Source organism: Arthrobacter zhaoguopingii (assembly GCF_009828595.1).
Lineage (GTDB): Bacteria > Actinomycetota > Actinomycetes > Actinomycetales > Micrococcaceae > Arthrobacter_D > Arthrobacter_D zhaoguopingii.
In genome coordinates this window covers 84,748-108,167 of sequence record NZ_WPNY01000010.1, presented here as the reverse complement: position 1 = coordinate 108,167, position 23,420 = coordinate 84,748, and the positions used below count along the sequence as shown (strand labels likewise).

General features: G+C 69.1%; 26 protein-coding genes. 10 read left to right on the top strand and 16 right to left on the bottom strand.

All coding sequences use genetic code 11. From position 1 onward, the window contains the following. Positions 1-35: 35 nt before the first annotated feature. Genes GVV86_RS13595 through GVV86_RS13585 form a run of 3 tightly spaced genes read right to left on the bottom strand, consistent with a single transcriptional unit; the run spans position 36 to position 4,416 of the window. Positions 36-1,304 (bottom strand): alpha/beta fold hydrolase, encoded by a 1,269-nt coding sequence (locus GVV86_RS13595; protein ID WP_159616957.1) that lies wholly within the window; start codon positions 1,302-1,304, stop codon positions 36-38. A 44-nt stretch (positions 1,305-1,348) separates the two neighbouring features. Continuing rightward, entirely contained in the window at positions 1,349-1,834 is a 486-nt protein-coding gene (locus GVV86_RS13590) for a GNAT family N-acetyltransferase (protein ID WP_159616298.1), read from the bottom strand. A 44-nt stretch (positions 1,835-1,878) separates the two neighbouring features. Beyond that, on the bottom strand, positions 1,879-4,416 hold the full coding sequence (locus GVV86_RS13585; protein WP_159803070.1) for a DEAD/DEAH box helicase: 2,538 nt from the start codon (positions 4,414-4,416) through the stop codon (positions 1,879-1,881). 39 nt (positions 4,417-4,455) lie between these two features. Between GVV86_RS13585 and GVV86_RS13580 the strand changes: the two genes are divergently transcribed. Further along, entirely contained in the window at positions 4,456-5,262 is an 807-nt protein-coding gene (locus tag GVV86_RS13580) for a trans-aconitate 2-methyltransferase (RefSeq protein ID WP_159803069.1), read from the top strand. Here GVV86_RS13580 and GVV86_RS13575 read toward each other — a convergent pair. From GVV86_RS13575 to GVV86_RS13555, 5 genes are all read right to left on the bottom strand, one after another. Next, entirely contained in the window at positions 5,246-5,641 is a 396-nt protein-coding gene (locus GVV86_RS13575) for a DUF1801 domain-containing protein (protein ID WP_159803068.1), read from the bottom strand. The two genes, GVV86_RS13580 and GVV86_RS13575, sit on opposite strands and share 17 nt — an antisense overlap. 73 nt (positions 5,642-5,714) lie before the next feature. Then, on the bottom strand, positions 5,715-6,413 hold the full coding sequence (locus tag GVV86_RS13570) for an SRPBCC family protein (RefSeq protein WP_246669987.1): 699 nt from the start codon (positions 6,411-6,413) through the stop codon (positions 5,715-5,717). Beyond that, a complete protein-coding gene (locus GVV86_RS13565) occupies positions 6,403-7,029 on the bottom strand; it encodes an ArsR/SmtB family transcription factor (protein WP_159803067.1) in 627 nt (208 codons plus the stop codon). The genes GVV86_RS13570 and GVV86_RS13565 overlap by 11 nt, the downstream gene beginning before the upstream one ends. Positions 7,030-7,173: 144 nt before the next feature. Then, positions 7,174-7,569, bottom strand: coding sequence for a VOC family protein (locus GVV86_RS13560; RefSeq protein ID WP_159616307.1), 396 nt, complete (start codon positions 7,567-7,569; stop codon positions 7,174-7,176). A gap of 56 nt (positions 7,570-7,625) precedes the next feature. Next, positions 7,626-7,841 (bottom strand): hypothetical protein, encoded by a 216-nt coding sequence (locus tag GVV86_RS13555; protein ID WP_159616309.1) that lies wholly within the window; start codon positions 7,839-7,841, stop codon positions 7,626-7,628. A gap of 230 nt (positions 7,842-8,071) precedes the next feature. Between GVV86_RS13555 and GVV86_RS13550 the strand changes: the two genes are divergently transcribed. Beyond that, positions 8,072-8,722 carry an SGNH/GDSL hydrolase family protein gene (locus GVV86_RS13550; RefSeq protein ID WP_159803066.1) on the top strand — a complete coding sequence of 217 codons (651 nt, stop codon included), beginning with the start codon at positions 8,072-8,074 and terminating at the stop codon, positions 8,720-8,722. 37 nt (positions 8,723-8,759) lie between these two features. Here the strand turns inward: GVV86_RS13550 and GVV86_RS13545 are convergent, their stop codons facing one another. The 5 genes from GVV86_RS13545 to GVV86_RS13525 form a co-directional block, all read right to left on the bottom strand. After that, a complete protein-coding gene (locus GVV86_RS13545) occupies positions 8,760-9,191 on the bottom strand; it encodes a DUF1801 domain-containing protein (protein ID WP_159616313.1) in 432 nt (143 codons plus the stop codon). Between the two features lie 134 nt (positions 9,192-9,325). Next, on the bottom strand, positions 9,326-10,195 hold the full coding sequence (locus tag GVV86_RS13540; protein ID WP_159803065.1) for an SRPBCC family protein: 870 nt from the start codon (positions 10,193-10,195) through the stop codon (positions 9,326-9,328). Positions 10,196-10,337: 142 nt separating this feature from the next. Beyond that, the gene (locus tag GVV86_RS13535) at positions 10,338-10,925 is read right to left on the bottom strand and encodes a TetR/AcrR family transcriptional regulator (protein WP_159803064.1); all 588 of its coding nucleotides are present in this window, start codon (positions 10,923-10,925) and stop codon (positions 10,338-10,340) included. 137 nt (positions 10,926-11,062) lie between these two features. Then, positions 11,063-13,462 (bottom strand): glycoside hydrolase family 65 protein, encoded by a 2,400-nt coding sequence (locus tag GVV86_RS13530; protein WP_159801215.1) that lies wholly within the window; start codon positions 13,460-13,462, stop codon positions 11,063-11,065. A gap of 42 nt (positions 13,463-13,504) precedes the next feature. Next, complete coding sequence (locus tag GVV86_RS13525) at positions 13,505-14,227, bottom strand: HAD family hydrolase (protein WP_159801217.1); 723 nt, start codon at positions 14,225-14,227, stop codon at positions 13,505-13,507. 278 nt (positions 14,228-14,505) lie between these two features. On the opposite strand from GVV86_RS13525, the gene GVV86_RS13520 reads away from it, so the two are divergent. After that, positions 14,506-15,396: a hypothetical protein gene (locus tag GVV86_RS13520; RefSeq protein WP_159801219.1), complete on the top strand. Its 891-nt coding sequence runs from the start codon at positions 14,506-14,508 to the stop codon at positions 15,394-15,396. A 51-nt stretch (positions 15,397-15,447) separates the two neighbouring features. Here GVV86_RS13520 and GVV86_RS13515 read toward each other — a convergent pair whose 3' ends face one another. Continuing rightward, entirely contained in the window at positions 15,448-16,236 is a 789-nt protein-coding gene (locus tag GVV86_RS13515; protein ID WP_159801221.1) for an SDR family NAD(P)-dependent oxidoreductase, read from the bottom strand. Positions 16,237-16,476: 240 nt separating this feature from the next. Here GVV86_RS13515 and GVV86_RS13510 point away from each other — a divergent pair, with 240 nt between their 5' ends. The 6 genes from GVV86_RS13510 (at position 16,477) to GVV86_RS13485 (ending at position 20,558) form a co-directional block, all read left to right on the top strand. Beyond that, the gene (locus GVV86_RS13510; RefSeq protein ID WP_159801223.1) at positions 16,477-16,974 is read left to right on the top strand and encodes a DUF2975 domain-containing protein; all 498 of its coding nucleotides are present in this window, start codon (positions 16,477-16,479) and stop codon (positions 16,972-16,974) included. Continuing rightward, the gene (locus tag GVV86_RS13505) at positions 16,974-17,255 is read left to right on the top strand and encodes a helix-turn-helix domain-containing protein (RefSeq protein WP_159801225.1); all 282 of its coding nucleotides are present in this window, start codon (positions 16,974-16,976) and stop codon (positions 17,253-17,255) included. The genes GVV86_RS13510 and GVV86_RS13505 overlap by 1 nt, the downstream gene beginning before the upstream one ends. A 63-nt stretch (positions 17,256-17,318) precedes the next feature. Continuing rightward, on the top strand, positions 17,319-18,173 hold the full coding sequence (locus GVV86_RS13500; protein ID WP_159801227.1) for an oxygenase MpaB family protein: 855 nt from the start codon (positions 17,319-17,321) through the stop codon (positions 18,171-18,173). A gap of 290 nt (positions 18,174-18,463) precedes the next feature. Then, a complete protein-coding gene (locus GVV86_RS13495; protein ID WP_159801229.1) occupies positions 18,464-19,045 on the top strand; it encodes a protoglobin domain-containing protein in 582 nt (193 codons plus the stop codon). Between the two features lie 42 nt (positions 19,046-19,087). Further along, the gene (locus GVV86_RS13490; RefSeq protein ID WP_159801231.1) at positions 19,088-20,086 is read left to right on the top strand and encodes an NAD-dependent epimerase/dehydratase family protein; all 999 of its coding nucleotides are present in this window, start codon (positions 19,088-19,090) and stop codon (positions 20,084-20,086) included. A gap of 112 nt (positions 20,087-20,198) precedes the next feature. Then, positions 20,199-20,558: a hypothetical protein gene (locus GVV86_RS13485; RefSeq protein ID WP_159801233.1), complete on the top strand. Its 360-nt coding sequence runs from the start codon at positions 20,199-20,201 to the stop codon at positions 20,556-20,558. Between the two features lie 51 nt (positions 20,559-20,609). Here GVV86_RS13485 and GVV86_RS13480 read toward each other — a convergent pair whose 3' ends face one another. After that, the gene (locus GVV86_RS13480; protein WP_159801235.1) at positions 20,610-21,641 is read right to left on the bottom strand and encodes a YeiH family protein; all 1,032 of its coding nucleotides are present in this window, start codon (positions 21,639-21,641) and stop codon (positions 20,610-20,612) included. Positions 21,642-21,671: 30 nt separating this feature from the next. After that, the gene (locus GVV86_RS13475; RefSeq protein WP_159801237.1) at positions 21,672-22,403 is read right to left on the bottom strand and encodes a GAF and ANTAR domain-containing protein; all 732 of its coding nucleotides are present in this window, start codon (positions 22,401-22,403) and stop codon (positions 21,672-21,674) included. A 204-nt stretch (positions 22,404-22,607) separates the two neighbouring features. Here GVV86_RS13475 and GVV86_RS13470 point away from each other — a divergent pair, with 204 nt between their 5' ends. Next, the gene (locus GVV86_RS13470; RefSeq protein WP_159616341.1) at positions 22,608-23,414 is read left to right on the top strand and encodes a GAF domain-containing protein; all 807 of its coding nucleotides are present in this window, start codon (positions 22,608-22,610) and stop codon (positions 23,412-23,414) included. Positions 23,415-23,420: the final 6 nt, after the last annotated feature.

The window sequence follows — 23,420 nt, the reverse complement described above, 5'->3', positions numbered from 1 at the left end:
GGAGGCGCCGGGCTGGCACCCGTCCCCGGCCGGCCCTAGTGGTCCCCGGTCATCTCCAGCAGCCGGTTGAAGATCGCCTCGCCGTCATCGGAGATGCCGTCGTGGTGGAAGTCCGCCGTCTCCCAGACCCGCAGGCCTTTGACCGCCGCAGCGGTCCGGAGGGAGAGGCTGCGGTCGACATAGATGTCGTCCCGGTAGACGGCCGCCGCGGCGGGCACCGTGTTGCGCCGCAGCGCCCCGGGGTCGTAGAGCGGCCCCCAGTCCTCCTTCCGGGCGAGCAGTTCAGCGGTCTCCCGCAGGGGCGCGAGGGACGGATCCTCCTCGAAGTACCAGGGGTAGATCATCTCTCCGGTGAGCAGGGTGTCGGCGGCGTCGGGCCGGAACTGCGGATAACGCCCGAGCACCCGGTCGGCCGACCACGCCGAGGCACCGCCCTGACAGTAGATCGACTCGTGCATCACGGCGTAAAGCGGGTTGGAGCTGCGGGAGACGAGCGCGCCCACCTGATCGAGGAAGACCTGCGAGAGCCTCGGCCCGCCGGGGGTCAAAAGGAACGCGTCCTCGAGCAGGTAGTGGAGGGCGTCGACGCGCGTATTGCCGCCGAGGAAGGAGCCGATCATCTGGAGCCGGCGGACGCTCAGGCGCTCCCCGGTCGGCAGGTGCTCCTCGACCTCCTCGAGGTGCCGGGCGATCCGCGTCAGCAGGCCGCGGTCGCCGGGGTACCAGCCGAAGTACTCCCTGTTGCGCTCCTCCACGCGTGCGTAGGTCGCCGTGTACACCTCGTCGGGCGAGCCCTGAAGGGGCGGCAGGCCGCCGGTGATGAGCGCCCGCTCGACGCCCTCCGGGGCGAAGGAGAGGTAGCTCAGCGCGCAGAACCCGCCATAGCTCTGCCCGAAGATGGTCCAGGGGGCTCCCACCAGGCGCCGGCGGATGAGTTCGGCATCAGCGACGATCGAATCGGCCCTGAAGTGGGCCAGGTACTCGGCCTGCTCGGCCGGGCCGCCCCGGGCGGCGAGGGTCAGGGCGTCGGCGGGGGTGGACAGGCCGGTGCCGCGCTGGTCGAGCATCAGGATGCGGAAGCGTTCGGCGGCGGCCTTCATCCAGCCGGCGAGCTGCGTCGTGCGGTTCCCGCGCCCGCCCGGGCCGCCCTGGAGGAACAACAGCCAGGGCAGGGCCCCGACGGCGGCGTCGTCGTGATCGGTGGAGGTGTATTCCCGGGCGAAGACCGAGATGGTCTCGCCGTCGGGCCGGGCGTGGTCAAGGGGGACGGTGAAGGTGTGGCCGGTGGCACGCAGGCCCCGCATCTCAAAGGTGGGCCCGCTGGAGAAGCCGTCGCCCGCCGCGGCGCTCACTGTGCGGCCGTTCCGGCGAAGCCGCTGAGGGCGGCGCCGGTCAGCCGGAAGGTGGACCACCCGGACTGCGGGCGGGCACCCAGGCTCTCGTAGAAACGGATGGAGGGCTCGTTCCAGTCGAGCACCGACCACTCCACCCGGGCGTAGCCGCGTTCCGTGGCGATCTGCGCGAGCCGGCGCAGCAGGGCCTTGCCGTGTCCGGCGCCGCGTGCGCCGGGGCGGACGTAAAGGTCCTCGAGGTAGATGCCGTTCACGCCCTCCCACGTCGAGTAGTTGAGGAACCAGAGGGCGAATCCCTGGATCTCTCCGTGCGCCTCGGCCACGTGGGCGTACACGGAGGGGCTGGCGCCGAAAAGGGCCTCCTGGAGCCGGGGGACCGTGTTCTTCACGGCATCCGGTTCCTTCTCGTAGATGGCCAGGTCGTGGATGAGCTGGAGGATGGTGGGGACGTCGCCGGGACGGGCTTCGCGGACGGTGTTCATCCTCCAAGCCTATCGAGGGCCTGTGCCGCGGCGGGGACCGTACCCTACGGCGCGCCCACCCCGGTGACCTCCACCACGGGGGTGCCGGCCGCGTCGGAGGCGGCCAGGTCGATGACGGCGTTGATGCCCCAGTCATTGTTGCCGGCGGGATCCTTGAAGATCTGCCGGACCTTCCACACGCCGGGCAGTTTCTCGATGATGAGCAGGTTCGGCCCGCGCGCCTCCGGCCCGTCGTCGATATCCTCGTATTCCTCGAAGTACCGGTCCAGAGCCTCGGCCCACCGGTCCGCCGTCCAGCCGGAGTCGGCATCGAGTGCCCCCAGCGCCTCGTCGCGCTCGTCGGCGAACAGCTGCACGCGCTGGAACATCTCGTTGCGCACCATCACCCGGAAGGCGCGCTCGTTTGAGGTCAGCGACGGCGGCTCCTCGGGCAGGTCAACCTCGGGGCCGGTGTCGATTCCGGCCGGTTCGCCGGCGCTCAGCCGTGCCCATTCGTCGAGCAGGCTCGAGTCGACCTGCCGGACAAGTTCGCCGAGCCATTCGATGATGTCGCTGAGGTCCTCGCGCAGCGCATCCGTCGGAACTGTCTGCCGCAGCGCCTTGTAGCAGTCGGCGAGGTAGCGCAGGAGGATGCCCTCGGACCTGGTGAGGGCGTAGAACGCCACGTACTCCCCGAAGCTCATCGCCCGCTCGTACATGTCCCGCACCACGGACTTCGGGGCCAGCTCGAAATCGCCGAGCCACGGGGCCGCGGCCCGGTACACGTCGAAGGCCTGCTGCAGCAGCTCGGCGAGGGGCTGCGGGTAGCTGATCTCCTCGAGCCGGGCCATCCGGGCGTCGTAGTCGATGCCGTCGGCCTTCATGGCGGCGACCGCCTCGCCGCGGGCCTTCTTCTCCTGGGCGGAGAGCACCTGCCGGGGCTTCTCCAGCGTCGCCTCGATGACCGAGACGACGTCGAGGGCGTAGGCCGGCGCCTCGGGGTCGAGCAGGTCGAGGCTGGCGAGCGCGAACGGGGACAGCGGCTGGTTGAGGGCGAAGTTCGCCTGCAGGTGCACCTTCAGCCGCACCTGGCGCCCGTCGGCGTCCGGCTCGGGCAGCTTCTCCACGATCCCCGCGGCCACCAGTTCCCGGTAGATTCCGATGGCCCGGCGCATCAGCCGCAGCTGCGAGGAGCGGGACTCATGGTTCTCCCCGAGCAGCCGCTGCGCGGCCTTGAAGGGGTTACCCGGGCGCTCGAGCAGGTTCAGCAGCATCGAGTGGCTGACCGTGAAGGAGGAGGTCAGCGGATCCGGTACGCCGTCGACGAGCCGCTCATAGGTGGGCTTGCCCCAGGACACGAAGCCCTGGGGCGGCTTCTTCCGCACCACCTGGCGAAGTTTTTTCTGGTCGTCGCCGAACTTGGAGACGGCCTTGGCCATCGCCTTGGTGTTCTCCACGACGTGTTCCGGGGCCTGAACCACGACGGTGCCCGCGGTGTCGTAGCCGGCCCGGCCGGCCCGCCCGGCGATCTGGTGGAACTCCCGGGCGTTGAGCAGGCGGGTCCGGACGCCGTCGTACTTGCTGAGCGCCGTGAGGAGCACCGTGCGGATGGGGACGTTGATGCCGACGCCGAGGGTGTCCGTGCCGCAGATGACTTTCAGCAGGCCGGCCTGGGCCAGCTGCTCCACCAGGCGCCGGTACTTGGGGAGCATGCCCGCGTGGTGCACGCCGATGCCGTGGCGGACGAAGCGGTTGAGGGTCTTGCCGAACCCCGAGGAGAACCGGAAGGTGCTGATCAGTTCGGCGATGCGGTCCTTTTCCTCCCGGCTGCACACGTTTACGCTCATCAGGCTCTGCGCCCGCTCGATGGCTTCGGCCTGGCTGAAGTGCACCACGTAGACCGGGGCCTGGTTGGTCGAGAGCAGCTCCTCGATCGACTCCTGCACCGGGGTTTCGACGTAGTAGAAGTGAAGCGGAATGGGCCGGTCCACCGAGGTCACCGTGGCGGTGGGCCGCCCCGTCCGGGTGGTGAGCTCCTTCTCGAACAGGCTCACGTCGCCGAGGGTGGCGGACATGAGCAGGAACTGGGCCTGCGGCAGTTCAAGCAGCGGCACCTGCCAGGCCCAGCCGCGCTGGGGGTCGGAGTAGAAGTGGAACTCGTCCATGACGACGGTTCCCAGTTCCGCGGCGGCGCCCTCCCGCAGCGCGATGTTGGCGAGGATCTCCGCGGTGCAGCAGATGATCGGGGCGTCGGAGTTGACGCTTGAGTCGCCGGTGACCATGCCGACGTTCTCTGCGCCGAAGATCTCGGTCAGGGCGAAGAACTTCTCCGAGACGAGGGCCTTGATCGGCGCGGTGTAGTAGCTGGTCCGGCCTTCGGAGAAGGAGAGCAGGTGCGCCGCGATGGCCACGAGGGACTTTCCGGAGCCGGTGGGGGTGGCCAGGATGACGTTGCTTCCCGAGGCGAGCTCGAGCACCGCTTCGTCCTGCGCGGGGTACAGCGCCAGCCCGCGGGAGCCTGCCCAGGCGGTGAAGGCCTCGTACACGGCGTCCGCCTGGTGGAGGCCGGACGGGTGGGCGGGGAGATGCTCTTGGATCCTCATGGTGCTTTCAGCCTACCCGTGGTGCGGTTAGCCTGAGCTATGCGATGGGACCCCCGGAAGTACGCCGAGTTCGCCGACCAGCGCGGACGGCCGTTCTTCGACCTGGTCTCCCGCATCGGCCACCCCGCCCCCCGGCGCGTCGTCGACCTGGGCTGCGGGCCCGGTGACCTTACCGCCGCCCTTGCCCGCCGGTGGCCGGCGGCCGAGGTGGTCGGCATCGATTCCTCGCCGGAGATGATCGCGCGGGCGCGGGACGTCGGCGGGCGGCCGGCCAACCTGACCTACACCACGGGCGACGCCGGCACCTGGCTGCCCGGGCAGGAGGACGACGTCATCGTTTCCAATGCGCTGCTGCAGTGGGTGCCCGGACACAGGGAGCTGCTGCGGAAGTGGGCGGCCGCGATGGGTTCGGGCGCCTGGCTGGCCTTCCAGGTTCCGGGAAACTTCGACGCGCCCTCGCACGCGCTGATGCGCCGGCATGCCGCCTCCCCCCGCTGGGACTCCGCGCTGCGGGGAGTGCTTCGCCACGCCGACGCGGTGGACGAACCCGGCGGGTATCTGCGCCTGCTTGCGGGCGAGGGGCTGCAGGTCGATGCCTGGGAGACGGTGTACCACCAGGTGCTGCAGGGGGAGGACCCGGTGCTCGAGTGGGTGCGCGGCACCGGGCTGCGCCCGGTCTTGGCAGCCCTGCCCGAGGCCGAGGCGGCCGAGTTCGAGGAGGGTTATGCCCGGCTGCTGCGGCAGGCCTACCCGGCCGAGTCCTTCGGCACGGTGTTCCCCTTCCGGCGGATCTTCGCCGTGGCGGTGAGACCGCCGGCCGCAGCGGGGGCTACTGGGAGGCCTTGATCCGGCGCCAGCCGCCGGCCCGGTTGTTGGCGATGATCTGGCGGATCATGGCGGTCAGGGCCGGTGCGTTGACCGTTTCGCCCTCGCGGTAGGCCACGGTGCGGGCCGTGGCATTGCCGTGCCCGGCGGTGATGATTCCCTCCGGGTCCGGCACGATCGCCCCGTCGTAGAGGAAGACATTGACGTGGTCCTTCGCCGCCAGGAACGCGCAGACATTGCCGTGGAGGACGAAGTACGGCTGGACCCGCCGCTTGATGGTCTCGGTGACCTCCGGGTCGGCCTCATGGATGAGCGCGCGGACCTCTGTGAGGATGTCCCGCTGCCACTGCGGCAGTGCGGCAAGGTAAGCATCGACGCGCGGATCGGTGGGGGAGTCCATGAGGGAACCCTGCCACCGTCACCGGCGCCGGGCAAGCATACGGCAGAGGTTGACCGCCTGCGGGGCGGCTGGCTCAGGCGTAGGCCTTCTCGAAGAAGGCCTCCCACTCCCCGGGCTGGACCTCGGCCGGCGCGGCCGCGCCGGTGGTGAAGCGGTGGACCGTCAGGCCGACGGGAGCGCCCCAGGCGTTGCGTCCGAAGAACCTGTAGAGGGTGTCGGCGGACCGCAGCCCGAGGAAGTGTTCATTCCGGTAGTCGACCTCGACCTCGGTCGGCCCCTCACCAGGCAGGTTCACCACGGGCCGCTCGCCCTGGGCGGCCCCGTCCAGCCCGAGAGCGTCAAGGAGCCGGGTGAAACCCTCAGGGACCTGTGACGCCGCGGGGGCCTGGATGTCGGTGAACGCGACGTCGAGCCCGTCGAAGTGGCGCAGGTACTGGTCGAGGGTGTGGAGGTAGAAAGCGGTGTGGGCGGAGGCGCCGTCGTACTGCTCATCCCAGTTGTCGACGAAGATCCCGCTGTGCACGTAGTGCAGCCGGCAGCCGTTGTCTCCGTCGGGAGTCAGGACGTGTTCGAGCTGGTTGAACCAGCCGTCCGGCCCCTCCATGCGGCTGATGTGGTGCCGCGGAAACTCATTGACGATCCGCTCCGCCTCCCAGTCGTCGGTGGGGAACATCCACGCGGGCTCGGCCTCGATCACGGCCTTCCAGACCCGCTCCGGCGGGGCGCCCAACGTGGTGTCGACGGTGATCTCGAAGGACCGGTCAGTGCTCATTGTGCTTCTCCTTTGAAACGGGGCGTGATGCGCTTTCTTTCGGGGTGGGGTGGAGGGCAACGATCAGCCGGTGGCGGCGCCCTCCGGGGGTGTCTGCGGGGGAATCATAGGTCTCGACGAGGCGGGCCACGGCGGTGCCGAGTTCCTCGACGAAGGCGGCCCGGTCCGCGGCGGATCGAAAGGAAAGCTCCCCGTCGATGCCGAAAGTGGCAAGCTGCCGGTCCGCCTTCGCTGCGCCGGCGATGAGCCGCCCCAGTTCACCGACCATGCGCGATGCGAGGGCGAGGAGCCAGAAGGCCGAGAAGCGGTCGGCGAACCGGGCGGGATCCGGCGCCACGGGCTCGAGCACCGACGGGGTGATCACGTAGGACGCGGCCGTAGCCTGTACCAGGCGCTCGGTCATGTTCCCCCGCCGGCGTTCCTCGACGAGGGAGACCAGCCCGACGGCTTCGAGCGCTCGCAGGTGGTAGTTGATTTTCTGTCGAGGAAGCTGCACCTTCGCGGCCAGGGAGGACGCCGAGCCGGGTTCGGCAAGTTCCTCGAGCAGCCGCGACTTGATGGGGTCGAGCGAGGCGACGGCAGCGTCCCGGTTGTCGATGGCGTGGATTGAAAGCATGGCATTAGACTGTCACCGACAAAATAAACAGTCAAGGAAAAAACTATTGTCGGCCCGCTCTCCCGACGGTCGATGCGGCGCAGCCCCTGCGCCTCCCGGGCAGTATCCGGTCTGCGCCCGCTGGGCGGGCCATCCGCCTGCCGGCTACCCCTCGCCGGTCCGTGGGCGGCCGAGGTCGGTTCCCGCCGGCTGCCAGAGTTGTATCGAGTTCCCTTCGGGGTCCTGAAGACCCGCAAAGGTGCCGTTGGGGTATTCGTCGGGATCGCGTTCAACTGGGATGCCGGCCGCCTCGAGCTGGGCGACCATGGCGTCGAGGTTTCGCACCCGGAAGTTCACGGCCCACCCCCGGCCCGGGGCGAGCGGCGGAGAGTCCTGATCCATGCCGGTAAACACGGTCGGCCCCTGCTCCTGCCACCACGGCGGCGTGTCGTAGCTCTGAGGCGGCGGGGCGACCCCAAGGTGCTCTTCGTACCACTGTCCCAGCCCCGCAGGATTGGAAGAAGCGAAAAAGAACCCACCGATACCACTCACGCGTTCCATGGGGGAAACCTATGCCGCTTCGACCGGCACGGCAAGGGGGGAGCGGCAGACGTGCCTCAGGTCCCGGGTGCCCGGTTCACCAGGTAGGTGGACCCGTCGGAGTTGCGCACTACCTCCCACTGCTGCAGCTGACGCTGGCGGTCCTGCTGGGCGGCGTCGTCGCGGTAGACGACAGGTCCGGCCACCGAGCCCTGCTGTGCCGGCCCGAAGAACATCCGTAGTTTCCCCGTGATTCCCATGAACCGAACAGCAAAACCGTCATTGCGCGCCATCTTCGAATCCTTCCGATCACCCATCCCGCGGCTGAGCCGCAGCGTCCTGGTTTACTTAGTGTACTAACTATCCGAAGGGCGGCTAAATTCCCCTGCGGGCCGTCGGTTCGCTTCGGGCATCCGGGGGCGGGCCCGACCTTCCCTCGGCACGGGGGAGCCAGGGGCCGCCGTCATCGGTCGTGCCTGTTCAACTACGGCCCCGCAGCCGGCCGTCTTGGTAGATTGGCGGCATGCCGGCATGGACTACGGGGGGTGCAGCGGGTCACGCCATACTGCTCGGAGACTCGATCTTCGACAACGCCGCCTACGTTCCGGGCGGCCCCGATGTGGTGCGGCAGCTCCGCGGCGCCCTCCCGCCGGACTGGCGGGCGTCCCTGCTGGCGGTCGATGGGGAGGTGATCGCCGGCGTCGAACGTCAGGTCCGGTCCCTGCCTTCCGATGCCACCCACCTGGTGGTCAGTGTTGGAGGCAACGACGCCCTTCGATCCGCGTACCTGCTCGACGAGAAGGTGGCCACCGTTGCCGCAGCGCTGGTGCGGTTGAGCGCTGCCCAGCGGCAGTTTGCCGCCGCCTACGACGCCATGCTGGAGGCAGTGACGGCGGTCGATCTTCCCGTGGCGGTGTGCTCGATCTACGACACGCCTCCGGGTGAGCCGAACCAGCCGGTCATCCGGACCGCGCTTGCGGTGTTCAACGACTGCATCACGCGGGCGGCGTTCTCGCGCGCGGTGCCCCTGATCGATCTGCGCCTGATCTGCGACGAGGACGCCGACTACGCCAATCCGATCGAGCCGTCGGTCCGAGGCGGCGCAAAGATCGCGCGCGCCGTGGCGTCCCTCCTCACGGACTCGGAGCTGCCGCGGTCCGCCGTCGTGGTCTGAGGGTCCGGACGGCCGCCGCTGTGCGCTCCGGGTCCGCTCAGGCGGGCGGAACGGTGAAGTCGGTGGTGGTCATGTGGGCGTATCCAATGCGGATCAGGTCCTCAAGGACACCCATGTCCACCTTGGCCAGCGAGGTGACGTAAAGGCACGCGACGCTGGTGCGGTGCGGACCGAGCCGCTCCAGAAGCCCGGCCGCTTCCGGGGCGCCGGTCAATCCGTAGAGGACCAGGGCCGAACTGCGCGGCGAGAACCCGACGGCGAGCGCGTCACCCTCGCGTCCCGAAGCATAGCGGTAGGAGTACCGGCCGAAGCCCACCATCGAGGGCCCCCACATGACGGGAGGGGCACCGGTCACCTGCCGCATGAGGGCCAGCAGTGCCAATCCGTCGCGCCGGCGGGAGGCGTTCGGGACGCTCTCAAGGAACGCCGCCGGATCGGTGTCGGTCGGCTGGGTCTTGTTCTCTGCCATGGGGTGTGCGCCCGCTCTTTCTCCTGGGTCGATGTGGCGCCAGCCTAGGCGGCGCGGGCCCGCCGACACAAGAAGCCCGCGGCCGGGCGGCCGCGGGCTTCGTGGTGTCTCTCCCAGGACGGCGGGAGCTTGGGTCAGCGGATCGGCCGGTCGCCGCGGAGCGGATCGTCGCCGCGGTCCGGGAGGCGGTCCGCCGCACTCGTAGTATCGCTCTGCGCGGTCCCGTCGGATTCGCCGTCGACATCGGCCAGACCGTTGGTCTGGTCGAAGGGCGAGGACACGTCCCGGTCGGCGACGTCGTCGGAGGCAACGCCGGCCGGAGCAGTCACGGTCCCGGTGACGGGAGCCGTAGTGACCGGGGTGACTGGGGTGGCAGTCTGGTCCACCTCCGTGTCGGAGTCCTTGCTGCGCCCGGCGGCGGCAACACCGACCGCGGCAGCGGCGGCCAGGCCGACGGCTCCGGCCACGACCTTGCCCGAAACCCCGGCCTTTCCGGAGTCGCCGCGGGATTCGGCCGCGTGCTCGACACCGGGGGTGCCGACGGCGCCGCCCTCATTGACGGAGCCGCGCCAGGCGCCGCTGGCGTATCCTTCGGACTCGATGAACGCCTTGAACCGCTCAAGATCGCCTTCGGCCTGCTTCTCGACGACGTTCAGCTTGTCGCCGACCTTCTCCACGAGTCCCTCGGGCTCGTACTCGAGGAACAGGGTGACGGAGGTCTGGCTGCCTCCAAGGTCCTCGAAGGTCACTGAACCGGCGTTGGTGGCGCCCTCGGTGGCCGCCCAGGAGACCTTGCGGTCCGGCACCTGCTCCAGGATCCTCGCCTCCCACTGGCGCCGGATTCCGCCGATCTCGGCCACCCATTCGAGTCGGTCGTCGCTCAGCTGGGTCACACTCTTGATGCCGCCCATGAACTGGGGGAAGTCCTCAAACTGGGTCCACTGGTTGTAGGCAGTGCTCACCGGCACGTTCACCAGGATGCGCTTTTCGACCGTCGTGCTCATCGTGTCTCCTTCAATCGGAACGGGCGGTGACGAACCGGCAACGATTCGTCAGTATGCTTACTATACATTCGCCCGGGGGCTGTCGCTAGGGCACGGCGCTCCGCCACGGCGCCCATCCGGGACGCCGGAGGAGCGTTTCCGCTCAGACCCGGACGGCCAACTGGTGCTGGTCGATCAGCCACCGCGCCAGCGGCATGGCGCGCTGGGCGGCCCGGGGGTCGCACTCGGCAGCCGCCACGATGGCGCCCTTCATCAGCAGCACCCAGGCATGGGCGAAACCCTCGGGGTCGATCAGGCCTGCCTCCCCAGCGAGGGTCTGGACGCCCACCCGCATCTTTGTCAGGTACTCGGCGCTGGCGCGGCCCAGCGGGTGGCTGTATCCCAGCTCGAACAGGACCTTCACATAGGAACAGGATTCATAGTCCGGCCGGTGAAACCACTCGTCGAGGACGTCGAAGATGGCGAGCAGCCTCTCCTCGGGGGTGTTCCCCCGCCGGGTGGATTCCGCGACGAGGTATCCGTCGGTGAAAAGCTCCTCCCGGCGGGCGAGGAAGGCGAGGACCAGGTCGTCCTTCGACTGAAAGTGGTAGTAGAAGGTCGCCTTGGCGATCCCCGCCTCGCGGATCAGCTCGTTGACGCCCACGTCCCGAATGCCGCGCTGCATGAAGAGCTGGTAGGCCGCGGAAAGGATCCGCTCGCGGGGCTCCGCGAGCTCCGCCTGCACTGCCATGGCATGTCCTAACCCGTGGAGGGGGAGCGGCGGCTGGCGGGCTTCACGGACGGTCCGGTCCGCGGCCCGGGCGGGCCGCCTTTGCTCCTACCTGCGATTGTACGTTCCCCGGCGCCCGGGAGCCCTTGATTTCTGCCTCAGTGGGCCGCCCGCTGGTCGGCCGACGGGGCCTGCTGACCGGTCGACGGGGCCCGCTGGCCGGTGGGGCGTGCCTGCACGATGGGCATGCCTGCGGTTGCGAAGCTGCTGCGGAACACCGACGGCACCGGCGCCTCGCGGGCAGGCAGCAACACCGTCACCTCCCGGGCGCCCACCGAGACCAGTTCGTCCCGCACCTGGACATCGAGGGGGCCGTCGCCGTCGAAGCTCAGAGTGATCGATCCGCGGACCAGTTCGACCTGCAGCGTGCCGCCGCGGAGCTTTAGGTGGAATGCCAGGGAGGTCCACGCCGCGGGCAGCCGCGGGTCGAAGTAGGGCACCGGGCCCTGGTCACGGAAACCGGCAAAGCCATTGACCAGTGACAGCCACACCCCTCCGGCGGCGGCGATGTGGACGCCGTCGATGGTGTTCGCATGGGAGTCGTCAAGGTCGATGAAGGCGGCGTCCGTGAAGTGGGCCAGTGCGACGTCGCCGTAGCCGACCTCCGCGGCCATAATGCCCTGGACGCAGGGCGAAAGCGTTGAGTCGCCGGTGGTGAGCGGATCGTAGAAGTCGAACGCGCGCTGCTTCTCCGCAGCGGTGAAGTCCTGCCACTGGAGGAACATGGCCAGCACGGTGTCCGCCTGCTTAAGCACCTGGTGCCGGTAGATCACCAGCGGGTGGAAGTGAAGCAGCAGCGGGTACTGCGAGCGGGGAGTTGACCAGTCCCACGGTTCGAGGGTCATGAAGTCGGCGTCCTGGGAGTACACCTCGAGGGTGTCGTCGTAGGGCATCTGCATGCGCGCAGCGGCCTGCAGCCACAGGTCCCGTTCGCCTTCGTCGACGCCGGGGTGCTGAAGGTCCGCGGCGGCGCGGAGATTGAACCTGGCCATGACGTTCGTATAGAGGTTGTCGTTCACCACCGCCGTGTACTCGTCCGGACCGGTGACGCCATGGATGTGGAAGGCGCCGCGCTTGCCGAAGAAGCCCAGGGACATCCACATCCGCGCCGTCTCGATAATCAGGTCGGCGCCCTCGGACTGTCGAAAGGCGGTATCGCCGCTCGCCCAGCTGTACCGGTTGGCCGCGAAGGCGATTGCGGCGCCGATGTGGAACTGGGCTGTGCCGGATGCGTAGTAGGCGCTGGCCTCCAGCCCGTTGATGGTGCGCCAGGGAAACAGGGCTCCGTCAACGTTCAGCTCGTCGGCGCGCATTCGGGCTTCGGGAAGGAGTGCGTGGCGGAACTCAAGCACCTGCCGCGCGCCGCGGGGGTTCGAATAGGTGAGGAAGGGAAGCAGGTAGATCTCCTGGTCCCAGAAATAGTGGCCCTGGTAACCCGAGCCGCTCACGCCCTTGGCTGGGATTCCGGCGACTCCCGCCTGCGCCGTGCCCTGCTCCAGATGGAACAGGTTCCACCGCACGGCCTGTTGGAGTTCCTCCTGGCCCCCGATCCGGATATCGGCGGTCGACCAGTAACGCCGGTAGTGCGCCGCGCTCTCGGCGAAGATCGCCGCCGTGCCTTTCAGGGCCGCTTCAGCCGCCTCCTCGATGTCTGAACCGTCACCGGCGGTGGTGAAGGCATAGGCGACGCTCTTCTCGAGCAGCAGGGGTGCGCCTTCATCGACCGCCAGCACGTACCGGACGACGCTCTCGTCCTGGTCGGCCTGGGTGGTGAAGGGCTGCTGGGGACCGGAGATCCGGTGGTCGACGGCGACGCCGATCTTCTGCTTGGACTCGGAGGTCTCCCAGGCGAGCCGGAGCGAGCCGTTGCTGCCCTCCAGCCGCAGGGGCAGCAGCACCCGTTCGGCGTGCCGGCCGGAGCGGCGTGGATCGTGGCTGGAGTGGTCCTCGGCCGGTTGGTCCTGCCGGTTCACGATTGAGGAGGTGATGTCGACCGATACCTGCCGGTCCGTCGTCAGCTCGAGGGTGATGGCCAGGCCGCCGCGCGTCTGCTGCCCCACGGCCCGGCGCTCCACCGTGGTGACCGTGGCCCCGGACCGGCACGCCCAGGTCACCCGGCACTCGTACAGGCCGGTGGTGAAGTCAATGGTGCGCCGGTAATTCACGACGGCGGAGCCGGCGAGGGTGAGGGTTTCGCCGTCGATGACGACCGTGAAGTTGTTGGCATCCGGCACGTACAGGATGCGCTGCCCGGTGCGGGCGAAACCGAAGGCATTCTCCGCGTGCTGGATGTCCCAGGTTTCATGGAAACCGTTGATGAAGCTGCCGGGCAGTTCGGCATCCGCCGGGGACCAGTGGGCTCCCCGCACACCCAGGAAACCGTTGCCGACGGCGAAAATCGTCTCGAGCGCCCCGGTGTCGCCCGCCTCGAAGCAGGTCTCCACCAGCTGCCAGGGGTGGCAGGGAAAACGGTCGCGGTCGGCGTTGATCAGTGCCATGATCGGCAGCCCTTCGGAATTGGTGGGCGGGGGAGCGGAATGCTAGAGGAGTTGGTCAAGGTCATCAACCACCAGGGTGGCGCCGGCGTCGAGCAGGTTCTGCCTGCCGGCTCCGCGTTCGACGCCGATTACCGAATGGAAGCGGCCTGCGCTGCCGGCGCGGACGCCGGAGACGGCGTCCTCGACCACAATGCAGGACGCCGTGGGCAGCCCCAGGAGTGCGGCGGCATACTCGAAGGTGGCAGGATCGGGCTTGCCAGGGAGTCCCGCCCCGGCCGCCGCCGTCCCGTCAACGACGACCGGGAAATATTCCTCGAGTCCGGCGGCGCGGAGGACTGCGGCGGCGTTCCGCGAGGATGAGACCACCGCGAGCTTCAGGCCGCGCTGCTGGGCTGCCTGAACGAAACGCACCGATCCGCTGAAGGGGCACACCCCACGCGAGGCGACGATGTCGTTGAACAGCCGATTCTTGCGGTTGCCGAGCCCGGAGACGGTGTCGCTCGCCGGGTCGTCGTCGGGCGGGCCCTCCGGGAGGACGATGCTGCGGGAGGCGAGGAAGTCTCGCACCCCGTCGAAACGGGGCTTCCCGTCGATATGGGCGAAGTAGTCGCTGCCGCTGTAGGGCCGGCGTTCGGGCCAGCGGGCCAGATACCCTTCGAAAAGTTCACGCCAGGCGGTCTCGTGAACTTCGGCCGTAGGGGTGAGGACGCCGTCGAGGTCGAACAGCACCGCCGACGCGTCCATCCAGGAATAGAGGGCTTTCATGGTCGTGCTGTGCCCGGGCGGACCGCAGCATTGCGGGAGAGAGGCCCGGGCCCGCGGCGCATTTGAGGCTGCGGTGCTCTGTGGAAGCCGGTGGCGCCCATGAGAAATCCTTCAGCAGTGAGACCCTCAGTAAACGGCAGGGAAATTCTGAGCTGCGTTCTGGTTTCCACTATACAGACAGGTCGTTCTACTTCGATAGACGTGTTACGTGATCGCCGTGGAGGCAACCGGTCCGCGCCCAGGGCGGGCAGTGCCCACCGGTATGGCACCATCTCCCTATGCGGTGGTCGGGGGAAACGGGGCGCGGGGGCTGGATCGGTCCCCGGCTTTCAGGACGGGCGGGATCGGTCGGCAGCGTGGTGCCCGCCGGCTTCGAGGCATACGCGCGGGTGCTCCACCCGCCCCGGGTCACCCCGCCAGGGCTCTGGGCCACCACAGGCCCCGGTGCGGAATTTCCGGCCGCGCACACCCGATGGTCCTGGGAGCGGGTTGCCGCGCACACGGGGGCGGTCATCCACCCGCAGGTGCAGTGGGCCGGGATCGCCGGTGGCGCGGACAGTACCCTTCGACTGCCTGGCGGGTGGGACCTCGACGCGCCCGCCCTCGGGTACCTGGAGCCGGAGCTCCTGGCGGTGTTGATGACAATGGCACGCGGGACAGCCACCACCGCTGCGCCGCTCACGCTTGGGCTGTGGTCCGGCTGGGACGTGGCCGGTGCGGATCTGGTGCCTTTCACCCGGGCGGGCGCTTCGGGCCGGGCCCGAAGGACTGCCCGCGACGAGGCGGGGTCCGCGTATGCGGCGGCGGTCGACCCCGCGGTAGCCCTTGCCCTGGCCGGAGGGCCGTACCTCGAGCTGCCCGGCCGGCGCTACATCCTGCTCGACGCCACCGCTGACGAGCTGACCGACCCCACCTGGCCGCTGCGGGCAGGCATCGGCTGGTTCGGCGGCATCCCCGGTCCGATGCCCCAGCTGATCTGGCCCGGGGACCGGGCCTGGTTCGTCGGTTCGGAGGTCGACTTCGACTCCACAATCGTCGGCGGGAGGCACACCTTCATCGACGCGGTGCTAGCCGAGCCCGTCCTCGAGGCCCTGAGCGTGGATCCAGGCACCGACCTGACCTCCGAGGGGGACCGGATCAACCGACGGCACGATCCGCCGCCCATCTGACCCGGGCTTTTCAGCGCAAGGCGCGTTCCCGCTTTCCGGGGGAAGCGAGGCCTACCTCCGTCCGGTGACCGCCCCGGCCAGACGCGCAACGGTCCGGCGCGGAAGGAGCCGCGGAGCGGAGGCGGTCAGCCGGTTCGCCCTTCCCGAGACGACGCTCGGCGCGGACCTGCGCCGGTCGAGCTTGGTCAGCGCCAGCGTAACGACCTCGGAGGGAGCCTGCATCGATCCCACCTGAGCGTCCTCCCCGGCGACGTCGAAGAATTCAGTGCGCGTGGCCCCTGGCGATAAGGCGAGCACCCCAAGGTTCGAACGCCGGGCCTCGACCCAGAGGGCCTCGGTGAAGCTAAGGACAAACGCCTTCGTGGCCCCGTAGACCGCCATTAGGGGCACCGGCTGGTAGGCGCCGGTGCTGGCGATGTTGATCAGGACTCCCTTCCCGGAGGCGAGCATAGCCGGATAGAAGGCGCGGGTGAGGCCGACCAGGGCCGCGACGTTCAGGGCGATCTCCTCCTGGACCCTCTCCGGATCCTCGTCCTCGAAGCGTGCGCGGGTGGCGAACCCCGCATTGTTGACGAGGGTGTCGACGCTCAGGCCCCTCGCCGCCACCGCGGCGGCGAGCGCCGGTCCCGCTCCCGCCCGGGCGAGGTCGGCGGGAATGACGGTGACGGTCCTTCCCGTCGCCCGGCGCAGTTCCTCCGCCAGTGCCTCAAGCCGGTCGGCGCGGCGCGCCACGAGGATGAGGTCCGCTCCGCGGTGGGCCAGCTGCCGGGAGAACTCCTCACCGAGCCCGGAGCTGGCTCCCGTGATGAGCGCAGTGGTTCCTTCGTAGTTCCGTGCCATGCCGTTCCGCTTCTTCGCTCGGTGAACATCCGTTCACGCTCTAGGTTTACACGCAGCGGGCCCCGGTGGCCGCCGTGGTGGGCGCCCGTTTCGCCGGATCTCCGCCAGCGCCGGCCCGGAGCGGCTGGGCCGCTCGGCCGTTCGCGAGGCGGCGCACGTGGGGCATGTATCTGTCGTAAGTCTTGTAATTTCTATTGATGATCGATACCTTTAGATTGTTGGACGGCTAAGGGAGATAAAATGGGAAATCTAACGGTCATCGCATTGCGCGTCGTGCTTGTGATGATGTTCGCGGGGTCATTGTTCGTGCAGATTGTGATGGTTCCCCTGCTCGGGGTGGACCTGCGCGATGCCGATCCCGACGTGGCGGCGATCCGCACTCCGCTCGTCGTCCTCACGGTGCTGATCATCCTCGCCCTTCAGGCGGCGGTGGTCTGTGTGTGGGGGCTGCTGACGATGGTGCGGCGGGGAACCGTGTTTTCCTCAAGCGCCTTCCGGCTCGTCGACATCGTCATCGGCGCCTTCACCGCGGCATCGTTGCTCACCTTCGGGCTGGGCGTCGCCCTCGCCCCCGGCGAGGCGGTCGCACCCGGGGTGGTCCTGTTGATCGGGGGAGTGGCGGTCATGATCGCCGCCGTGGCCCTGATAGTGCTGGTGCTGAGGGCGCTGCTCGCCCAGGCCGTGGACCGGGATGCTGAAGCGCGGAAGCTCCGCACGGAGCTGGACGAGGTGATTTGATGGCCATTGTGGTGCGGATCGATGTTGAACTGGCGAAGCGGAAGATGAGCGTGGGCGAGTTCGCCGAAAGGATCGGCCTGACGCCGGCGAATGTGGCGGTGCTGAAGAACGGCCGGGCCAAGGCGGTTCGATTCACGACCCTGGAGGCCATGTGCAGGGTGCTCGGCTGCCAGCCCGGTGACCTGCTGGAGTGGGTCGACGACGACGACCCCGGGGATCCGGGAGCGCCGGGCACCTCCACACCCTTCAATGCCGCCCCGAAGCAGGCAGAAGGCCAGTGACCGGGGCCCGGACGCCCGCTCCGCGCCGCGGTGTCGCCTGCACAGGGGGCTTCAATGCCTAGGATGGAAGCGTTTTTCCCCCCGGCTCCGCCGGCGGGGCAACCCGGGGACCCAGGCCTCTTCGGCCCGGCGTCGGCGGCGTGGCGTATCGGCAGGGAGCGGATCCTGCTCGCCGCGGGCCCGGCCGCCCTCCTGCTGCAGCTGGCACACCCGCTGGTCGCGGAAGGGGTTCGGGCCCACAGCAATTTCTCCTCCGACCCGCTGCGCCGGCTGCGGGGCACCCTGGATGCCGTCCTGACCATCACCTTCGGTGACCAGAACCAGGTACGCGCCGCCGCCCGGCACGTCCAGCGCCGGCACCGCCCGGTGCACGGAACATTGCCCGACACGGAGGGTCCGCTGCCGGCAGGAACGCCCTACCGCGCAGACGATCCGGACCTGGCACTCTGGGTGTTCGCGACGCTCGTCTGGACGGCGGTCACCGTCACGGACGGTTTCGCCCGCCCGGTCCCGGAGGCCGAACGGGATGCGTACTACCGCGACATGACCGGGCTGGCGCACCAGTTCGGAATCCCCGCCCGGGTGCTCCCCAAGGACTATTCCGGGTTGGCGCGGTATGTGGACGGCCAGGTCCGCGATGTCCTGAGCGTCGGGCCGACGGCCTCGGCCCTCGCAGGGCAGATCCTTGCGCCCGACCCGCCGATCCTGGCACCACCGGCACGGGCCGCAGCCAGGGTGCTTGCGGCCGGAGTGCTCCCGCCTGCCGTGCGGGACGCCTACGGACTTCCGTGGCGGCACCGCGACCGGACCGCCCTGTGCGCCCTCCAGTGGGCAAGCCGGCGCACGCTTCCGCTGCTGCCGGCCGGCCCCCGGTACTGGCCCCACTACCGCGTCGCGCTGGACCGGTTCGGCGCCTGAGCGCTGGGCAGGCGGGCACCGGCGCCCTGTCATTCTTTGATTTCCATTCAGGGCGAATTTAGACTACGAGGACCGTCAGCGCCGCTGCGCGGACCACGGCATACGCGCCCCTCCACCTGCGCGAAGATCAACCCGGGGCGGAGGCGTAGGTTGCATTCTCAGCGGGAGGACCCGCGGAGGTGCACGACCCGCCCGGCCCCGTCGGGCACCGACCCCGGCCGGTCCGGTTCCCATTCCTCGCAGGCCACCGCCGCTGACCGGCCTCCCCCCGCTACTCAGGAAGGGCCGCCATGAACGGACCCCGCGGTTACACCTATGGCAGTGCGGATCTGGAAACCAGCCCCGTTTCGCTCGACGACCTTCGGAAGATCGAAGAAACCATCCTGTGGACGGACGCCGACCGGCAGGCACTCCTTCGGGCCCGACCGATCCTTGAGCCACGCACCGACGAGATCCTCGACGTCTGGTACGGCTACGTCGGCGACCACCCGTTCCTCATCGAGAGCTTCGCCAGCGTCGACGGAAGCCCCGATCCGGACTACCTTTCGGCGGTGCGTGAGCGCTTCAAGGTCTGGGTCGTTGATCTGTGTTCACGCGAGCACGATCAGGACTGGCTGAACTACCAGCACGAGGTGGGCCTGCGCCACACCTCCGCGAAGAAGAACGTCACCGATGCGGTGGAGTCTCCGGCAGCCGAGGTCAGGATGCGGTACCTGATCGGGTTCATCGTCCCCCTGACGGCGACGATGCGCCCGTTCCTCGCTGAAGGAACCTCGGATGCCGAGGAACTGGATGCGATGTACACCGCCTGGTTCAAGGGCGTCACCCTGACGGCGATTCTCTGGTCGGAGCCCTACAGCACGTCCTGGTGAGATGGCCTTCCGCCGGGGCAGACCAGCTGATTTGATGGCCGAATGAAACTACTTGTCCTTGGCGGTACCGCCTGGCTCGGCCACGAGATCGCCCGGCATGCGGTGGAGCGCGGCCATGAGGTGACCTGTGCCGCGAGGGGACGCTCAGGTGCGGTTCCCGGCGGTGCGTCCTTTGTGGACGTCGACCGCGACGACGATGCAGGGCTTCGTCGGGTGGCCGGAGGCCGCTGGGATGCCGTCGTGGACGTCTCCCGGCAGCCCGGCCAGGTCCGGCGCGCGGTCCGGGATCTCCGGAACGCCGGCTACTACCTCTTTGTCTCCTCGGGCAGCGCCTATGCGGATCAGGGCCCGGCCGGCCAGGACGAGGACGCGCCCCTCCTGCCACCCCTCGACTCCGACGTCATGGACACCATGGAGGCTTACGGGCCAGCCAAAGTGGCATGTGAGCAGGCCGTGGTGGAAGCCTTCGGCCCCGCACACAGCATGATCGCCCGCGCCGGACTCATTGGAGGACCCGGCGACGGGTCCGGCCGCACCGGGTACTGGCCGCTGCGGTTCGCGCACCCCTCCAACCCCAGCGGGTCGGTGCTGATCCCGGAAGCGCAGGATCTGCCCACGCAGGTCATCGACGTCCGGGACCTCGCGGCGTGGGTGGTCACCTGCTGCCAGGAGCAGCGCAGCGGGGTGTACAACGCCATGGGGCATAGCTGGTCCTTCGCCGACCATATCGCCGCGGCCCGCCGGGTCGCCCGGCACGACGGACCCGTGGTGACGGCGGACGCGCCGTGGCTGCACGCTCGGGGTGTGGGCGAGTGGGCAGGTCCCCGTTCGCTGCCCCTGTGGCTGAGCGATCCGGACTGGCAGGGGATGAACGCCCGGTCCAACAAGCGCGCGCTGGACGCGGGCCTAGTGCTGCGCCCCCTCGAGGAAACGCTGAAGGCGGCCCTGGAGTGGGAGGAGGCACAGGGGCCCGACAGCCCGCGAAGGGCTGGACTCACCCGCGACGAGGAGCGGGAGCTCCTTGCGGCGCTGTCCGGGTAGGGCAGCGAAGGGACCGCCGGTCCACCCGGTCCGGCCGCCCTGTTCGGGAAGCTCTTTCGGAGGTACATTGGGCGCAGGTGGGGTCCCAACGGCCCGCCCCGAGGTGGAACCAATGACCAGCAACAGGCGCCCGGCTCAACCCGGGCTGTGGCTTACCGTGGCGGGGGCCGGCACACTTGTCCTCGCCGCGGCCCTTCTGGTGCCGGGCATCGATGCCTTCAACCGGGCCACGTTCGGCGGCAGCGGCAGCGGCAGCGGCAGTGCCGCAGAAGCCCTGACCCTCCTCGGGCTCGGAGCGGCCGCCCTGCTGGCAGGGGCTGTGGCCCTGATCGCTGGCCGCCGGTATTCCGCCGCGGAAATGAGAAGGCCCCGGACCTATTCCGACCGGCACTACGACCACACGCGCCCCGCCGAGGACCGGCCCGTAAATCCGAACGACACCAGTCTGCGGGGCTACCAGACGGGCTTCTGACGCCGGAAGGCGGTCCGCCGGTCCGAAGCCGGTCCCGGCAGCGCAGGGCTCCTAGGCGGTGACCAGGACGGCACCGGCGAGGGTGACCGCCCCGAGGAAGACCGTCGATACGCCGCCGAGGACCAGACTGCGCCCGCCGGTGCGGGCCAGCTGGGGAATGTGGATTCCGGCGCCAAGGCCGAACATCGCGGCCGCCAGCAGGAGCGTGGCCGTGACCGAAGCGCCCTGCAGCACCGGGGCCGGGACGAGGCCGGTGGAACGGACAAGGACCAGCACCAGGAACCCGACGACGAAGAGGGGTACGGCCGGCGTCGAGCCGGTGCCGGCCGCGCGCGGGTGTTCCTTCGAGCGGCTGATCCCGAAGGAGACCAGGGCGGCCACCGGCGCCAGGAGGACCACCCGGCCGAGCTTCACGACCGTGGCCACCGCCAAGGCCGCAGCGCCGGCCGTGCTCGCGGTCGCCACCACCTGGGCCACCTCGTGCACGGCCAGGCCCGACCACAGGCCAAAGGTCTCCTCGGACAGCCCCAGGAGGCCGCCCACCACCGGAAGCCCGAGAATCACCGCGGAGCCGTACAGCGTCACCATGGCGACGGCACTGGCCACCTCGTCGTCGTCCGCGTCTACGATGCTCTGCATCCCCGCGATCGCCGAGGCGCCGCAGATGGAGAACCCGGCGGCCATCAGGGTGGACGCGGCCCGGCTCAGGCCCAGGCGCTCGCCGATGTACCGGGTGAGGAAGAAGCTGACGAACACGGAGGCGACGATGAGACCGAGCACAGGCAGGCCAAGGCCCACGATCTCCGGGAGGGAAAGCTGAAGGCCCAGCACCACCACGCCAAGGCGAAGGAACCTTTTGGTGGCCGCGCGGATGCCCGGGTTCAGGCGAGGGTGGAGAAGTCCGCTGTTCCGCATGAGCAGGCCCAGGCCGAGGGCGATGACCAGGGCACCGGCGAATCCCTGAAGGTTCGCCAGAAGGACGGCGAGGGCAACCGCGGCCGCCATGACCAGGAACCCCGGCGCATAGCCGAGCGCGGCGGTGAGGGGGCGCGGCAGGGTCACGGGGTCGCTTTCGGAAGGCACGGAGGCGCCATCAGCGCCGCACCGGCGGGGCTAGTTGGTGAAGTGGGTGGTTGCGGGCGCCGTCGCGACCGACTGCACCAGCTGTTCAGCGAGGACACGGAGTTTGACGTTCTGGTGGCTTGAGGCCCGTCGGAGGATCTGGATGGCCTCCTGCTGGGTGCAGCGGTTCTGGGCAATGATGATCCCGACCGCGATGTCGATGTTCGTGCGAGACTCCATTGCCGCCTGCAGGTTCGCGGCGGCATCCTTGTGCGCGGCCAGCTGCAGGGCGAGTTCGAGGGTGCTTGCCGCTTCCGCCGCGTACTCCTCGACCTGACTCACGATGTCGGCGGTGAAGACACCGGGGGCCTCCGCGTACAGGTTCACCGCGGCGCCGCCGTCCCCACCGGTCATCAGGGGTACCCCGAGGACTGAAAAGTAGCCGCGGCCCTCGATCGCGGTGAGGTATTCCGGCCACCTGGGATCAGTGCGCGTATCCTGCACGACGGCGGTCTCCCCGGTGCGGATCGCGGTCAGGCAGGGCCCGTCGCCGTAGCCGTACTGGACCTCGTCGAGCTCGGTTGCGGCGACGCTGCTGCTGGCCACGGTGGTGGCCCGGTCGTTGCGCTTGAGCGTAATTCCGCACTGCGTCTGGACCCCAGGTTCGAGGATGGTTGCGGTGTGGGAGGCGAACGCTTCAAGGAACAGTTCGACGTTCCCGGACTCAAGAATCAGCTGCTGGAGCTGGCGCGCCACCGAATCACTTCCCGCATCTTTCCGCATTGCATCAGCTTAGGGCCAGGACCCGCCGTTTAGCTCATCGGGAGCGGTGCCCAAAACTTTTTTCCGGATCCCGCCCGGTGAACCTTTGGCTTTCCTGCAACCCGGGCGTGAAATAGCCTCGGAGGTGGACCGCGTGCCGGTCCGCGGTCTTGATTCCAGGGCCCGGCACCGCCGCCGGGCCCGCAACGCATTCGAGGTTCTTCGGTGGATGAGCAGAGGCAGCAGGAGCTGGCGTCGCGTGCGGCATCCGAGGCAGGACTCGACGCCGAGGAGCTGTGGATCCGGTACTTCGCCCTCGGAGGTTCGCTCGCCCAGATAGAGATCGATGCGTACCTGCAGGGGCTCCAGAGCATTCCCTCCCTCGAACGGGACATCCTCTCCCACACACTGCGCGAGGCCCTTGAGGAGACCGGCCGGGAGCTGCCGGATTCCGGTGGAGGTAGCGGCGGGGCGGAGCCCCGGAATGGAACGAGCCGTGCGGCACGGGCGGATCCCGACGATCCCCTCGAGTTACTCGGCGCGGCAGGTGCGGTCTTCCTCACGGCGGAGCAGGCTGAGGCCCAGCGGATGCGGGCCCTGCTTGAGACGGGCCTCCTTGATTCACCGCCGGAGGAACGCTTTGACCGGATCACGCGGCGGGCCCGCGAGCATTTCGGTGTCTCCTCGTCGATCGTGGCACTGATCGCCGAGCACCGGCAGTTCCTCAAATCGGTCATCGGCGCGGTCGGCCAGAACCTCGAGCGGGAAAGCACCTTCTGCAACCAGACGATCCGCAGTGCCGGGCCCATGGTGGTGTGTGACACCCTCGCCGATGATCGATTCAAGGCGAGCCCGCTCGTGGTCGGCGAGCCCCACATCCGCTTCTACGCGGGGCACCCGCTGCTGGGTCCGGGCGGGTGGACCATCGGCACGATCTGCGTCATCGACCAGAATCCGAGAGGCTTCACCGATGAGGACCGGCGCGTGCTCCGGTCCCTGGCCGAGGCCGCGCAGAGGGAGGTCACACCGTAGGCAGGC

Coding starts and splice junctions, on each gene's coding strand:
- GVV86_RS13595 (WP_159616957.1), bottom strand. CDS start 1,304: ATGCGGGGCCTGCGTGCCACCGGCCACACCTTCACCGTCCCCCTTGAC.
- GVV86_RS13590 (WP_159616298.1), bottom strand. CDS start 1,834: ATGAACACCGTCCGCGAAGCCCGTCCCGGCGACGTCCCCACCATCCTC.
- GVV86_RS13585 (WP_159803070.1), bottom strand. CDS start 4,416: ATGAGGATCCAAGAGCATCTCCCCGCCCACCCGTCCGGCCTCCACCAG.
- GVV86_RS13580 (WP_159803069.1), top strand. CDS start 4,456: ATGCGATGGGACCCCCGGAAGTACGCCGAGTTCGCCGACCAGCGCGGA.
- GVV86_RS13575 (WP_159803068.1), bottom strand. CDS start 5,641: ATGGACTCCCCCACCGATCCGCGCGTCGATGCTTACCTTGCCGCACTG.
- GVV86_RS13570 (WP_246669987.1), bottom strand. CDS start 6,413: ATGAGCACTGACCGGTCCTTCGAGATCACCGTCGACACCACGTTGGGC.
- GVV86_RS13565 (WP_159803067.1), bottom strand. CDS start 7,029: ATGCTTTCAATCCACGCCATCGACAACCGGGACGCTGCCGTCGCCTCG.
- GVV86_RS13560 (WP_159616307.1), bottom strand. CDS start 7,569: ATGGAACGCGTGAGTGGTATCGGTGGGTTCTTTTTCGCTTCTTCCAAT.
- GVV86_RS13555 (WP_159616309.1), bottom strand. CDS start 7,841: ATGGCGCGCAATGACGGTTTTGCTGTTCGGTTCATGGGAATCACGGGG.
- GVV86_RS13550 (WP_159803066.1), top strand. CDS start 8,072: ATGCCGGCATGGACTACGGGGGGTGCAGCGGGTCACGCCATACTGCTC.
- GVV86_RS13545 (WP_159616313.1), bottom strand. CDS start 9,191: ATGGCAGAGAACAAGACCCAGCCGACCGACACCGATCCGGCGGCGTTC.
- GVV86_RS13540 (WP_159803065.1), bottom strand. CDS start 10,195: ATGAGCACGACGGTCGAAAAGCGCATCCTGGTGAACGTGCCGGTGAGC.
- GVV86_RS13535 (WP_159803064.1), bottom strand. CDS start 10,925: ATGGCAGTGCAGGCGGAGCTCGCGGAGCCCCGCGAGCGGATCCTTTCC.
- GVV86_RS13530 (WP_159801215.1), bottom strand. CDS start 13,462: ATGGCACTGATCAACGCCGACCGCGACCGTTTTCCCTGCCACCCCTGG.
- GVV86_RS13525 (WP_159801217.1), bottom strand. CDS start 14,227: ATGAAAGCCCTCTATTCCTGGATGGACGCGTCGGCGGTGCTGTTCGAC.
- GVV86_RS13520 (WP_159801219.1), top strand. CDS start 14,506: ATGCGGTGGTCGGGGGAAACGGGGCGCGGGGGCTGGATCGGTCCCCGG.
- GVV86_RS13515 (WP_159801221.1), bottom strand. CDS start 16,236: ATGGCACGGAACTACGAAGGAACCACTGCGCTCATCACGGGAGCCAGC.
- GVV86_RS13510 (WP_159801223.1), top strand. CDS start 16,477: ATGGGAAATCTAACGGTCATCGCATTGCGCGTCGTGCTTGTGATGATG.
- GVV86_RS13505 (WP_159801225.1), top strand. CDS start 16,974: ATGGCCATTGTGGTGCGGATCGATGTTGAACTGGCGAAGCGGAAGATG.
- GVV86_RS13500 (WP_159801227.1), top strand. CDS start 17,319: ATGGAAGCGTTTTTCCCCCCGGCTCCGCCGGCGGGGCAACCCGGGGAC.
- GVV86_RS13495 (WP_159801229.1), top strand. CDS start 18,464: ATGAACGGACCCCGCGGTTACACCTATGGCAGTGCGGATCTGGAAACC.
- GVV86_RS13490 (WP_159801231.1), top strand. CDS start 19,088: ATGAAACTACTTGTCCTTGGCGGTACCGCCTGGCTCGGCCACGAGATC.
- GVV86_RS13485 (WP_159801233.1), top strand. CDS start 20,199: ATGACCAGCAACAGGCGCCCGGCTCAACCCGGGCTGTGGCTTACCGTG.
- GVV86_RS13475 (WP_159801237.1), bottom strand. CDS start 22,403: ATGCGGAAAGATGCGGGAAGTGATTCGGTGGCGCGCCAGCTCCAGCAG.